Genomic DNA, 12,854 nt, shown 5'->3' on the forward strand with positions numbered 1-12,854 from the left:
AAGCGAGCTACTGCAAGCCGCGCGCGCAGTGGCGCAGGCATAGGGACGCCCGTCGTTCAGAAAATCCTGGTGGATTCCGTGAAGGACGGGCGTCGGATGGACAGGCCTTGGCTGACTGCTTTCAGTGGGCTGGCGGGCGGCTAGTAGATGCGGGGGTTCCAGTAGGGAGTGCTCGGAGCGTCGAAGGCGCTCCAAGGTTCCTTGGAGTTGATGGGTGGGTTGTGGCCGCGTCCGTCGTTCAGGAGGGCGGTCACGGTGGCTGCGACGGCGGTGATAAGGACGATGAATAAGATAATCCCGAAGATTTCCATGCCTTCAGTCTTCTCCTGGCGGCAGCCAAGAAACAGTGGCAGAAATGCCCCATTTAGACAATTTTCTGCCACACTGGAGATATGTTGAAATCAGTAGCCGTCATTGTTGTCCCTGACTTCTCCATCTTTGAGTTCGGCACTGCCTTTGAAGTCTTCGGCATCGACAGATCCGACCGCGGCGCAGGCGTTCCCGCTTTCGACTTCAGGGTTTGCGCGCCGGAGCCAGGAGACATCCGCATGAAGTCCGGGCTCTCGCTGCATGTCAACCACGGCCTGGAAGCCGCGGCCGATGCCGACCTGGTGATCATGGCGCCCTTCGGCAGGGACCAGGAGATCCCCGAGCCTGTCCTGGATGCACTCCGAGCCGCTCACGCCAGGGGCGCCTGGGTGATGTCCATTTGCTCCGGCGCTTACGCCTTGGCGCGGGCCGGGCTGCTTGATGGGCGCCGGTGCACCACCCACTGGCACTATTCCCAGGATCTGGCGAGTCGCTACCCTGCAGCAGTGGTGGATGAGAACGTCCTCTATGTACAGGACGGAACCATCATTACCAGCGCAGGAACTGCCGCCGGAATCGATGCATGCCTCCATCTTGTACGTGTAGAGCTGGGAGCCAACGTAGCTGCCGCGATCGCGCGCGACATGGTAGTCCCGCCCCATCGCGACGGCGGCCAAGCCCAGTTCATTGACCGGCCAATGCCGCGCTGTGGTTCAGCGCCCATGGAGGAACTCCTGCGATGGATGGTTGAACACCTCGACGAAGAACACAGTGTCAACGAGTTGGCTGCGCGGCTGCATATGTCGCCCAGGACATTCGCACGCCGCTTCAGGGCCGAAACGGGGACCACACCTGCGGCTTGGTTGAACTCACAGCGTGTCCTGAGGGCACAGGAACTCCTGGAGTCCACGGAGCTGAATATCGACGAGATTGCGCGGGAAGCAGGATTCGGGCATTCGGTCCTGCTGCGCCACCATTTCACGAAGGTGTTGGACACGAGCCCGCAGAGCTACAGAAGGGCTTTCCGCGGGCAGCTGGCCGAGGCGATCTAGCAACTAATCTTTCTAACGGCGGGCCCCCAGGCGGCCACGCGACTCGGAACCTTCAGCCTTGGCACACTCCACCAGTTCCTGCCAAGGCCCGGTGACCGCGCGCTCGGGTAGCGTCGCCCGCCGTTGACCTGCCCTGATGGAGTACATGAACCGATCCGGTTCGTTGACAGTTCTGGCCTGGCTCTTCGCTTCGTCCCATGGACATGCCTCAACGATCGGCATCCAGCGCTCTTTGTCGTCATCCGAGACTGCCTCCACGCTCCAGATGCGTGTCGTCGCGGCTACGCCCCCGCTGCGCTGGACGGTGATTTTCATGACCGGCTACTTCTCGTTTGACGTACTGGCGGCAAGCCAACGACGACGGGACTGCCCGGGGCCGGACGGTCCCGTCGACTGGTCTAAACCTTGACCTTCACAGTCTCCCATGCCTTCAGGACGGCGTCATGCTCTACTGAGCCAACGCCAAAGAGTTCTTCGGCGGTAGCCGCAGTGGTCTTGGCGAACTTGCCAAAGGTACAAGCTGGCGGCAGCGACCCGCTGGTGAGTGTGCCATACCAGATCTGCCCTGGCACACCCCATGCATTGCCGCCCAACTCCGCGGCAACAAGGTAGAACGCCCTGTTGGGGATGCCCGAATTGATGTGTACGCCACCGTTGTCGGCACTGGTCCGAACGTATGTGTCCATCGAGTCCGGCTGCGGGTCCTTACCCAGGATGTCGTCATCATAAGCGGTGCCCGGGGCCTTCATCGAGCGCAAGGCGGCACCTTGGACCTTGTCGGTAAAAAGGCCCTCCCCGATCAGCCAGCTTGCTTGCTCGGTGGTCTCCTTCTTGAAGTATTGCTCCACGAGTACACCGAAGACGTCCGACAAGGACTCGTTCAAGGCGCCTGCCTGGTTGCGGTAATTGAGCCCGGCCGTGAACTGTGTGACCCCATGAGCGAGTTCGTGGCCAATGACACTGACGGACTTGGTGAAGCGCTGGAAAATCTCCCCGTCGCCGTCCCCGAAGACCATCTGTTTTCCGTCCCAAAAGGCATTGTCGTACAGATTGCCGTAATGAACGGTGGCGTCCAGCGCCAGGCCGGCACCGTCGATGGAATCCCGGCCGAAGATCTCTGCATACAGTCGGTGCGTACTCCCCAAGCCGTCATAGGCCTCATCGGCAGCGGCGTCCCCAACAGGAGCAGTTCCTTCCTGGCGGACCAAGCGGCCGGGCAGGTTTTCCGAGGTGTCGGCATCGTAAATGGTGCGCTTTGGCGGGCCGGGCTTTGCCGCAACTGCACTGGGGGGAACGGAGGGTGCCGGCGCCGCGCGAACCGCCTGGAGATCCTTGATGTGCAGGAGTGACTCCTTCGCGGCACGGGCAACAGCCCAAAGCCGTGGTTCACTCTGGGCGGCAATCCTTCGAAGCATGTAAGGCGGAACGATTGAACAAATCACGGCAACCCCTTTGGCTCTTGGCGACTGGCAACTGTGATCAGCCTAGGAGTGGGGGATGACAATTTTGGGGTGTTCGCCCGGCAAGCCCTGAATTGATAGTGGCGACCCGGGTAGCGGCGGCTGGATTGGGCGTTGGAACACAAAAAATACCCCGCCAGTTGGACTGGCGGGGTATCGTGTGTGCCCTCGATAGGATTCGAACCTACGGCCTTCTGCTCCGGAGGCAGACGCTCTATCCCCTGAGCTACGAGGGCATCCGGGGTTCCCTCCGTTGCCGGTGGGACGTCCTAGAGCTTAGCAGCCACCGCGCCCCAAATGAAAACCCGGCCATGATCTTTAGCGCCCTGCACCTTAGGGTCCACCGGTACCTGCAGCTCAGTACCCCGCAAACGAGTCAACATGTACCCGCCGCGCACCTGCGCCGCGCGCCGCGGCACGCAGGGAATCCACGCTCGCCGGGGAACCGGAGACGTAAACCTCGCGGGCCTCGATGTCCGGTACCAGCTCCTTCAGGCGCTGTGCATCGATCCGGGAAGTACCGGCGTCGTGCATGAAATCGGGGGGAGTGGAGCCGTCCGCAAGCCGGGCGATCACTTTTGCCCCCGATGCCTCCAATTGCTCACACGCGGCTAGTTCATCTCGCCCCTGGGCAAGGTAAAGGACCATGGTGTCGCGGGGTGCGGCGTCGGACGCAAGGTGGGAAAGAAAGGGAGTGATGCCAATACCTGCGGCAATCAGCAAGACCGGCTTGGCGGCGTCGCGCGGGAGCACGAAGTCTCCGCCAACGGCTGTGGCGGAGATCATGTCACCAGGCTTTAGCGCCAACAACGTCTTCTTGGCAGTGGACAAGGGCTCGGCAGTTCCGACGCCGAAGGTTACTTCTGGAGCACCCGGGGCGCTGGTGATGCTGAAGACACGGCGGCGGCCTTTGCCATCTGACCCCGAATGCGGAAGGTTCAGCTCCATGAATTGACCCGCCGCGTAGCGGACTGGGCGCCTTGGCTCGAAGCGGAACTCCCTGGTCCCCGGCGTTAGGGCCCGGGATCCCTTGAACGTCAGTTCCACGCGGCCCCGCTGGCCCAGGAAGAAAGCGATGAGGTTCCCCACCAGGAGCGCGAGCTCAGGGGAATTGGCCACGAAGCCAAAGTTGTACGGAACCGCAAAGACAACACCGACGACGCCGGCAAGCGCCAATTGCTGCCAACGGCGTGGGGGGAGCGTGAGCGGCTCGGTAAGCATGAAGCCGACAAAGAAGAGCAGGGGGCGCTGAGCCAACGGCTGCCAAAGGGCCTGCCCGAGGGTCATGCCGCGGCCCAACAATTCGACACAGACGATGCTGGTGGCCACCAGCAGGAAAACTGTTGCCATCAGCATTTTGCGTGTGCGGTACAGGACAGCCAGGACGCCGGGAACGAGGAGCCACAACATGGCAGGGGTTGCAGCCCACCACGTAGCTATGTTCAGTCCGGTCAAGCCCGTGATGAAAGCCCCTGCGGCCGCAGGGTTGAAAATGTGGCGCCCACGGAAAGCCAAAGCATACTTCGACGCGCTGGCCAGGACACAAGCCAAAGCAACACCCAGCATGTCAGTGGGGACGAATGTGGGCCAGAACAGGAAATACAGGAGCAAGCCGGAGATGAGTGAAGACTCCGAATGTGGCGTGGTTCGGAAAAGCAAGGCCAGCAGGCGGTTCGATCCATAGGTAAGTCCCAGGCACAGGCATACGTGAACCAGCATCTGTGGCAGGCCGAACGTCAGCCACCCCAAGACGTTCAGAAGCAGGCTGTAGGCCACCAGTACCCCGAGAACCCACAAAATCAAGCGGTACATGGTGAAGCGGCCCAACCAAGTGTCCAATCGCGACTTCATGGCATTCATGTGAACAGTCTCCCCTCAAAGCCAGCCGAAAATGTGGCAGTCCCATTCGAAAACACCCGGAGCCAGGAAAAATCGAACTCAGCCTCGAGGGCAGCCGGCTCCACCATGAAGAGTGCCGTAGCCAAGGCATCTGCCACCATCGCGCTCGCGGCCATGGTCCACGTGGCCACGGTGGTTTGGATTGGTTGCCCCGTGATTCCGTCCAGTACATGGTGCAGCCCGTCGCCCCAGGCGCGCCGGTTGGAGGCGGAAGCGCAGAGGGCCGAATTGTCCAATTCCACAGTGCCGATTGCCTGCTTAGGGTTATAAGGATGCTCCAAGGCCACAGTGACGGGCATGCTTCCGGCATGCAGCATGTCGCCGCTGCCATCCACCAGGAAGTCAACATAGCCGGTCGAGCGGAGGACTTCAGCGAGCAGGTCCACGAGCTGTCCTTTTCCTGCGGCGCCGATGTCCAATACGAGCGGGACCTTGCCCGACACCGTGGTTCCCGACCATTCAAGGACGTCGTCTTCCCACTTGGCTGCGCCCTCAGGGGCTCCTGAAGGAACCAGGGAGTAGCCGGCATCGTAACCAAGACGGTTCAAACTGCTGCCGATCAGGGGTGTCATGGAGCCTCCACTGAGCCGGTACAGGGCCTCGTAGACGTCATGGAGGGCCACAGAGTGCCCGGGCAGGGAAATGCTGCCGGGGCCGCGCTGCAGAGCGGACACCAGGGAATCAGGCCTGAACCGCGAATACGTGTGGTCGTAATCCGCCACCGTTCCAAGCAGTTGGCGCTGCACATCCGGCGCAAGCGTCGACGACGTCGAGATCTCCCAGTGCGTACCGATCCCTTCGAAGCTAAAGCGGCTCCAGCCCGGATGCGGCATGACTGCTACTTTGCCTGGGACTTGATCTGCTCCACGGCCTCGTTGAAGCCGCCGGAGGTCAAGGAGGAACCGGCCACCTTGGAAACGTTGAGTTCGTCGATGTCTTTGCCAACGATCTGCGCCGCGATACCGCTGGCAAACTCGCCTTGGAACTTCTTGGTATTGGGGTTGGAGGGGTGGACGGTGATATTCACTGCCTCCACCTTGTCCGCGGCCAGCGTGAGCTGAACGCCAACCGTCTCCTGGCCGTTCGGCGATGTGTATGTTCCGTCGGCGCTGTACGTGCCGTCCTTGTAGGTGGAACCACCCTTTCCAGCCGAAGAGGAGGAAGAAGGGCTGCCAGTGGAAGCCTGGCCACCATTCTGGGTAGCGGGTGTCTGGGTTGACGGGGCTTCCGTTGTGGGGGCACAGGCAGCTGCGGTCCCGATAATGGAGACGCTGGCGAACCCGACGTAGAGGCTCTTGCGGAGTGGCGTAGTCATGTTCTGCTCGTTTCAACTGGACAAGATGTAATCATCAACATGTGGTCAACGGATGGTTGCGGTCTCTGGACGACCGTTAGGGCCACCTCTTACGTCTTCACAACGTTGAAATCAGCCTAATGGTTCAGTCTGTGAGTGCCCCCCGCCGTTTATGTATAGGTGCTGTGTCCAGTCATGGATAGGCGCAGTGTCCAAGATATCCACATAAACGAGCCTTAATTCCTCGAGTTCGCGGGCCCCCGGTAGGCTGGATGGGTGACTCCCGAAGAACTCTCTGCTGCCATATCCACCTGCCTTAAGGATGCCGTCTCTGCCGGCGAAATTGCCTTGGCGGAATCCGCTGTCCCCGACGACGTCCGGGTGGAGCGCCCCAAGAACAGGGACCACGGAGACTGGGCCACCAATATTGCCCTGCAATTGGCCAAGCAGGCCGGCACGAATCCGCGCGAGTTCGCGGGAATCCTCAGCCACCGCCTACAGGAAATCGCCGGCGTGACCGCAGTGGAAATCGCAGGTCCTGGCTTCCTGAACATCACCGTTGATGCTGCTACGGCAGGCGCGCTTGCCAAGGCAATCGTTGAGGCGGGTTCCACTTACGGAACCAACCAGGCGCTCGCAGGACATGTTGTGAACATGGAATTCGTTTCCGCCAATCCCACGGGTCCTCTTCACATCGGCCATACCCGGTGGGCCGCCCTGGGCGACGCGATCGCCCGCGTGCTGCGGGCTTCGGGCGCGGACGTCACCGCCGAGTACTACATCAACGACGCCGGTTCGCAGATGAACGTCTTCGCCAACTCAGTCCTTTCCCGGCTCCACGGCCGTGGCGTCCCCGAGGGCGGCTACCCGGGCGAGTACATCCGTGAACTCGGTGATGAAGTACTCAAGGCGCACCCGGATATCCGTGAACTCACAGACGAGGCTGCCCTGCCGGTCATCCGTGCTGCTGCCTACGAGGCACAGATGGCGGATATCAAGGCAACGCTGGCAGATTTCGGCGTTGAGTTCGACGTCTTTTTCTCGGAGAAAGAACTGCACGACGCCGGTGCCATCGAATCTGCCGTTGCCCGCCTCCGCGAACAGGGCCATGTGTTCGACGACGGCGGCGCCGTTTGGCTGCGCACCACTGACTTCGGTGATGACAAAGACCGCGTCATGATCCGCGCGAATGGGGAACCCACTTATTTCGCCGCCGATGCCGCGTACTACCTCTCCAAGAAGGACCGCGGTTTCACCGAGAAGATTTACCTTCTTGGCGCCGACCACCACGGCTACATCAATCGCCTCAAGGCTATTGCAGCGTGCGCGGGCGACGATCCCGAGGTAAACATTGAGGTTCTCATCGGACAGTTGGTGTCCGTCAACGGCGCCAAGTTGTCCAAGCGTGCGGGCAACATCATTGAACTCAAGGACCTCATTTCCTGGTTGGGCAAGGACGCAGTGCGCTACTCCCTTGCCCGGTTCCCTGCCGACTCGCCGCTGACACTGGACCCGGAACTGCTCAAGAAGAACAGCAACGAGAACCCCGTGTTCTACGTGCAATACGCCCATGCCCGCTCCAGGGGAACGGCGCGCAACGCCGCCGAGGCGGGGGTCGACCGATCTGTGTTCGACGCATCGCTGCTGGATCACGCCACGGAGAACGAGCTTCTTTCCTATTTGGGCAGCTACCCTTCCATCGTGGCCAAAGCAGCCGAGCTCCGCGAACCGCACCGCGTTGCCCGCCATCTTGAAGTCATCGCCGGTGCCTACCACCGCTGGTACGACGCCTGCCGGGTCTCCCCCCTGGGCGAGGAACCAGTGCTTGACGTGAACCGGACCCGTCTCTGGCTCAACGACGCAACGAGCCAGGTGCTTGCCAACGGACTCGGACTGCTGGGCGTTTCCGCGCCGGAACGGATGTAAGGCCATGACCACAAACGCCGCACCAAATTCACCCGAGGCCTCTCCGCTTGCTCCCGAATGGCTGGCCGTCCCGGAAGACCTTAACGCCCTTCAAGCACCGATGTGGGCAGCCGGTGTGGAGAAGAACGAAGCCGGTGAGGTCACCATTGACGGGATTTCAGTCAGCGATCTCAAGGCGCAATTCGGCACTCCTCTCTTTGTGATGAGCGAATCTGACTTCCGCGCGCGTGCCCGTGCTTTCAAAGACGCCTTCGACGACGCTTTCGCGGACATCTGCGGGGGAGTGGATGTCTACTATGCAGGCAAGTCTTTTCTCTGCACGTCGGTGGCACAGTGGGTGGCAGAGGAAGGCCTTCGCCTGGACACATGTTCCGGAGGTGAACTGGCAGTTGCCGCCCGCGCAGGAATCCCCGGGCCCAACCTGGGGCTGCACGGTAACAACAAGTCCGACGCCGAGATCAACCGGGCACTGGATATGAGGGTGGGCCGAATCGTGGTGGACAGCCTCGATGAATTGGAACGGGTCGCCAAGATTGCCTCCAGCCGCGGCGAAACCGCCAAGGTCATGCTGCGCCTCACACCAGGAGTGCACGCCCACACCCACGAATTCATCGCGACAGCGCACGAGGACCAAAAATTTGGCCTGTCCATGGCTGAGGACTCCACAGAGGAAGCTGGCCTGTCCGCCGCTGAAGAGGCAGTGGCAGCCGCGACGTCGTACCCGAGCGTGGAGCTCTTGGGATTGCACTGCCACATCGGCTCCCAGATCTTCGAAGCCGACGGATTCGCGCTGGCCGCGGAAAAGCTCCTCGGTTTTCAGGCAGCGATGCAGGCCAAATACTCCATCATCCTGCCGGAATTGGACCTCGGGGGCGGCTATGGAATCGCCTATACGCCAGTGGACACCCCCCGCCCTCCGGCGGAAATTGCGCAGGCGATGGCCGCCGTCGTGCGTTCAAAGTGCGCAGAACTCGGCATCGAACCGCCCCGCGTTTCCATCGAACCCGGACGCGCGATCGTCGGGAGCACTACGTTCACTTTGTATGAGGTAGGCACGCTTAAAACTGTCCGCGTGGACGTTCCGGGCACCGAAACAGGTCCAGAGAACGTTACGTATCCGCGCCGGTATGTGTCGGTGGATGGCGGAATGAGCGACAACGCCCGTCCGGTGCTTTACGACGCGGATTATTCGGCGATTTTGGCGTCCCGTGACTCGGATGCAGCTCCGCAGCTGTCCCGCGTAGTGGGCAAACATTGCGAGAGCGGCGACATAGTTGTTAGAGATGTATATCTGCCCGCGGATGTGGCAGCCGGTGATTTGCTCGCAGTACCGGGTACCGGCGCCTATTGCTGGGCCCTCTCAAGCAACTACAACTACCTGGCCCGGCCTGGCGTTGTCGCTGTGCGCGACGGAGCCGCCAGGCTCATTGTCCGCGGGGAAACCGAAGAAGATCTCTTGAACCGCGACATGGGAGTGGCGAATGTCTGAAGTGCGAACCCTGAAGGTGGCCCTGCTGGGCTGTGGCAATGTAGGGGCCCAGGTCGCGCGCATTCTTATTGACGACGCCGAGGCACTGGCCGCCCGAAGTGGTGCCCGCCTCGAGCTGTCCGGTATTGCCGTGCGCAACATCGACTCGCCGCGCGACGTCGAACTGCCTCGTGAGCTCTTTACCACGGACGCCGAGACCCTCGTCAAGGACGCAGACCTCGTCATCGAGCTCATGGGCGGAATCGAACCCGCACGTACGCTCATCGTCACCGCCATCCAGAATGGCGCGTGCGTTGTCACCGGCAACAAGGCGCTGCTCGCGCAGGACGGCCCCACTCTCTACGAAGAGGCTGACAAGGCCGGCGTCCAACTGTCCTACGAAGCCGCAGTTGCCGGTGCCATTCCCATCCTGCGCCCGATCCGTGACAGCCTCTCCGGCGATCGCATTACGAGGGTTCTCGGGATCGTGAACGGGACCACCAACTTCATCCTTGACCAGATGGACACTACTGGTGCACAGTTTGCGGACGCCCTTGCCGAAGCGCAGCGCCTCGGATACGCCGAAGCTGACCCCACCGCCGATATCGAGGGCCATGATGCGGCTGCCAAGGCTGCGATCCTGGCATCGTTGTCCTTCCACACAAGGTTCTCCCTGGACGACGTCTATTGCGAGGGGATCACCAAGGTCAGTGCTGCGGACATCGCTTCGGCCAAGGAAGCCGGCTTCGTCATCAAGCTTCTCGCCATCGCCGAGAAGATCGAAGCTTCAGAGAACGGCAGCGGAATCTCGGTACGCGTGCACCCCACCCTCCTGCCACGCGAACATCCGCTTGCCGCTGTCCGTGGCGCGTTCAACGCCGTCTTCATTGAAGCCGAAAACGCCGGTGAACTGATGTTCTACGGCCAGGGTGCAGGGGGGACTCCAACTGCCTCAGCTGTGTTGGGTGACCTCGTCTCCGCTGCCCGACGCCTGGTGCTGGGCGGTCCCGGCCGCACGGAAACAACTACCGGGCATGTTCCGGCACTGCCCATTGATGCCTCCAACACCAGCTATTACATCGGTCTGGATGTAGCAGACCAAGCAGGTGTGCTGGCTCGCATCGCCCACATTTTTGCGGAGAACGGCGTATCCATCGAGATCATGCGTCAAACGATCCACCGCGACTCTGCCTCGAATGTTGAGTCGGCTGAGCTGAAAATCGTGACGCACCGTGCATCCGAAGCTGCACTCGCAGCAACCGTCGAGGCCGTCAAGGGCCTGGACGTCATCAATTCTGTGACATCCGTACTGCGGGTAGAAGGGGTCTAAGTGGCTCACCAATGGCGCGGAGTAATCCGCGAATACGCTGATCGTTTGCCTGTAACGGAAGCCACCAAGGTCATCACCCTCGGCGAGGGCGGCACCCCGCTCGTCCACGCTCAGAAGCTTTCCGAGCTGACCGGCTCCCAGGTGTACCTGAAGGTCGAGGGCATGAACCCCACGGGTTCCTTCAAGGACCGCGGCATGACCATGGCGATGACGGCAGCAGTCGAAGCCGGCGCCAAAGCCGTTGTATGTGCGTCCACCGGAAACACCTCCGCCTCGGCCGCCGCTTACGCGACAGCCGCCGGCCTCAAGTGCGCCGTGCTGGTCCCCGAGGGCAAGATCTCCATGGGCAAGCTCAGCCAGGCGATCGCGCACGGCGCCACGCTGCTGCAGGTGGACGGCAACTTCGATAACTGCCTTGACATCGCCCGCAAACTTGGCGAGTCCTACCCGGTCTTCCTGGTGAACTCGGTCAACCCTGCCCGTATCCAAGGCCAAAAGACCGGTGCCTTCGAAGTTGTGGACTCCCTGGGCGATGCCCCGGACATCCATGTTCTGCCGGTCGGCAACGCCGGGAACATCACTGCCTACTGGAAGGGATACAAGGAGTACTCCGCACCCTTCGAGACCGCCAACGGCACCCTGCCGGCCGTGTCCACCAAGACACCCATCATGTGGGGTTTCCAGGCTGCGGGTGCAGCGCCGTTCGTTGCAGGGCACCCGATCACTGAACCGGACACTATTGCCACTGCCATCCGCATCGGCAACCCGGCATCATGGGACACTGCCGTCGCTGCCCGCGACGAATCCGGTGGCCTGATTGAAGCTGTCACGGATGAGGAAATCCTGGACGCCCACCGTTGGCTCTCCTCCAAGGAAGGCGTCTTTGTCGAGCCCGGCTCTGCTGCCGGCGTGGCAGGCCTCATCAAGAAGCACGCTGCTGGTGAGGTTCCCTCCGGCAAGACTATCGTCATCACCGTTACCGGCCACGGACTGAAGGACCCGCAGTGGGCCCTCCGCACGGAGGACGGCAGCGATGTCCAGCCGGTCAAGGTTTCCAATGACGTCGTTACCGTTGCCGCGGAACTGGGACTGGAAGAAAAATAAGAGTGGAACAAACGCAGCCCACCGCGACCGATCGTCAACTCGTCGCGGCAGGCCAGCGGCTGACCGTCAAGGTCCCCGGTACGAGCGCCAACCTGGGTCCCGGCTACGACAGCCTCGGCTTGGCCCTGTCCATTTATGACACCTTGACGGTGGAAACGCTCACCACCGGAGAGCTCGAATTCGAGCTCTCCGGTGAGGGCGCCGATACTCTTCCGCGCGACTCCAGCCACTTGGTGGTGCGTGCGATCGACCTCGCCTTGGAACGTTTGGGTTTCCGCCACTCCGGTCTAAGGATCACGGCTGACAACGTTAATCCACATGGACGCGGGCTGGGTTCCTCAGCGTCCGCAGTTGTAGCAGCCGTTACGGCGGCCAATGCCTTGGTTCCACAAGAGGCGCAGCAGGATCTCGACTGGATCCTGCAGTTGACCAGCGAAATGGAAGGCCACCCGGACAACGTCGCCCCCGCCATTTTCGGCGGACTGGCGCTCTCTTGGCAGGACAGCGAGCAGTACAGCAGTACTCGTGCTGAAGTAGCCCGGACCGTAGTTCCCGTGGTGGCCGTTCCGGATTACGAACTCTCCACCGAAACTGCCCGCGGACTCTTGCCCGCGTCTGTGGGCCACCATGCTGCTGCAATGAACTCCGGACGCGCAGCATTGCTTATCCACGCGCTGACAACGCAGCCGGAATTCCTGCTGCCCGGTACCGAAGACTACCTTCACCAGAGCTACCGGGCCGAAGCCATGAGGCCCAGCGCGGACCTTATTGCGGCGCTGCGGACCGCCGGTCACGCTGCCGTGGTTTCCGGTGCCGGTCCTACTGTCATGGTCCTGGCCAATGGGCCGGGCGAAGCGGCAACCGTTGCCGAATTCATCGAGGCATTTACTAGTGCCAACACACCGAACGTCGGTTGGCGCGTGATGACGCTGGCTGTGGACGTTGAAGGTGCTAGAGTGGAAGTGCACCGGCGGTAAAGCCGCGGGCAGTTCCCTGATTTTGGATCTTGGCG

Annotated in this window: 12 protein-coding genes and 1 tRNA gene; 6 read left to right on the forward strand and 7 right to left on the reverse strand. The window is 61.6% G+C overall.

Annotation, left to right across the window (positions count from 1 at the left end):
* Positions 1-140: 140 nt before the first annotated feature.
* On the reverse strand, positions 141-311 hold the full coding sequence (locus tag AC1DCM_RS11625; protein ID WP_477518322.1) for a hypothetical protein: 171 nt from the start codon (positions 309-311) through the stop codon (positions 141-143).
* Positions 312-392: 81 nt separating this feature from the next.
* Between AC1DCM_RS11625 and AC1DCM_RS11630 the strand changes: the two genes are divergently transcribed.
* Entirely contained in the window at positions 393-1,361 is a 969-nt protein-coding gene (locus AC1DCM_RS11630; protein ID WP_442003831.1) for a GlxA family transcriptional regulator, read from the forward strand.
* Positions 1,362-1,373: 12 nt separating this feature from the next.
* Here the strand turns inward: AC1DCM_RS11630 and AC1DCM_RS11635 are convergent, their stop codons facing one another.
* The 6 genes from AC1DCM_RS11635 to AC1DCM_RS11660 form a co-directional block, all read right to left on the reverse strand.
* Positions 1,374-1,676, reverse strand: a complete 303-nt coding sequence (locus AC1DCM_RS11635) for a protealysin inhibitor emfourin (RefSeq protein WP_477518323.1) — start codon at positions 1,674-1,676, stop codon at positions 1,374-1,376.
* A gap of 83 nt (positions 1,677-1,759) precedes the next feature.
* Positions 1,760-2,776, reverse strand: a complete 1,017-nt coding sequence (locus AC1DCM_RS11640) for a M4 family metallopeptidase (protein ID WP_477518365.1) — start codon at positions 2,774-2,776, stop codon at positions 1,760-1,762.
* 208 nt (positions 2,777-2,984) lie between these two features.
* Positions 2,985-3,057 (reverse strand) — tRNA-Arg (locus AC1DCM_RS11645).
* A 121-nt stretch (positions 3,058-3,178) separates the two neighbouring features.
* Positions 3,179-4,681: an FAD-dependent oxidoreductase gene (locus tag AC1DCM_RS11650; protein ID WP_477518324.1), complete on the reverse strand. Its 1,503-nt coding sequence runs from the start codon at positions 4,679-4,681 to the stop codon at positions 3,179-3,181.
* Positions 4,678-5,553 carry an FAD:protein FMN transferase gene (locus AC1DCM_RS11655; protein WP_477518325.1) on the reverse strand — a complete coding sequence of 292 codons (876 nt, stop codon included), beginning with the start codon at positions 5,551-5,553 and terminating at the stop codon, positions 4,678-4,680. Before AC1DCM_RS11655 ends, AC1DCM_RS11650 begins: the two co-directional genes overlap by 4 nt.
* Before the next feature lie 5 nt (positions 5,554-5,558).
* Positions 5,559-6,035, reverse strand: coding sequence for an FMN-binding protein (locus tag AC1DCM_RS11660; protein WP_442018864.1), 477 nt, complete (start codon positions 6,033-6,035; stop codon positions 5,559-5,561).
* A 255-nt stretch (positions 6,036-6,290) separates the two neighbouring features.
* Here AC1DCM_RS11660 and argS point away from each other — a divergent pair, with 255 nt between their 5' ends.
* The 5 genes from argS to thrB are packed head-to-tail and all read left to right on the forward strand — an operon-like array spanning position 6,291 to position 12,819.
* Entirely contained in the window at positions 6,291-7,940 is a 1,650-nt protein-coding gene (argS, locus tag AC1DCM_RS11665) for an arginine--tRNA ligase (RefSeq protein WP_442018865.1), read from the forward strand.
* 4 nt (positions 7,941-7,944) lie between these two features.
* Positions 7,945-9,429, forward strand: coding sequence for a diaminopimelate decarboxylase (gene lysA, locus AC1DCM_RS11670; RefSeq protein ID WP_477518326.1), 1,485 nt, complete (start codon positions 7,945-7,947; stop codon positions 9,427-9,429).
* Positions 9,422-10,738 (forward strand): homoserine dehydrogenase, encoded by a 1,317-nt coding sequence (locus AC1DCM_RS11675; RefSeq protein ID WP_442018866.1) that lies wholly within the window; start codon positions 9,422-9,424, stop codon positions 10,736-10,738. Before lysA ends, AC1DCM_RS11675 begins: the two co-directional genes overlap by 8 nt.
* Positions 10,739-11,842: a threonine synthase gene (gene thrC / locus AC1DCM_RS11680; protein ID WP_442003839.1), complete on the forward strand. Its 1,104-nt coding sequence runs from the start codon at positions 10,739-10,741 to the stop codon at positions 11,840-11,842.
* Positions 11,843-11,844: 2 nt separating this feature from the next.
* Complete coding sequence (gene thrB, locus AC1DCM_RS11685) at positions 11,845-12,819, forward strand: homoserine kinase (RefSeq protein ID WP_442003840.1); 975 nt, start codon at positions 11,845-11,847, stop codon at positions 12,817-12,819.
* The last annotated feature ends 35 nt before the right edge of the window (positions 12,820-12,854 follow it).

It is taken from the genome of Paenarthrobacter sp. 10N417, from assembly GCF_056394745.1.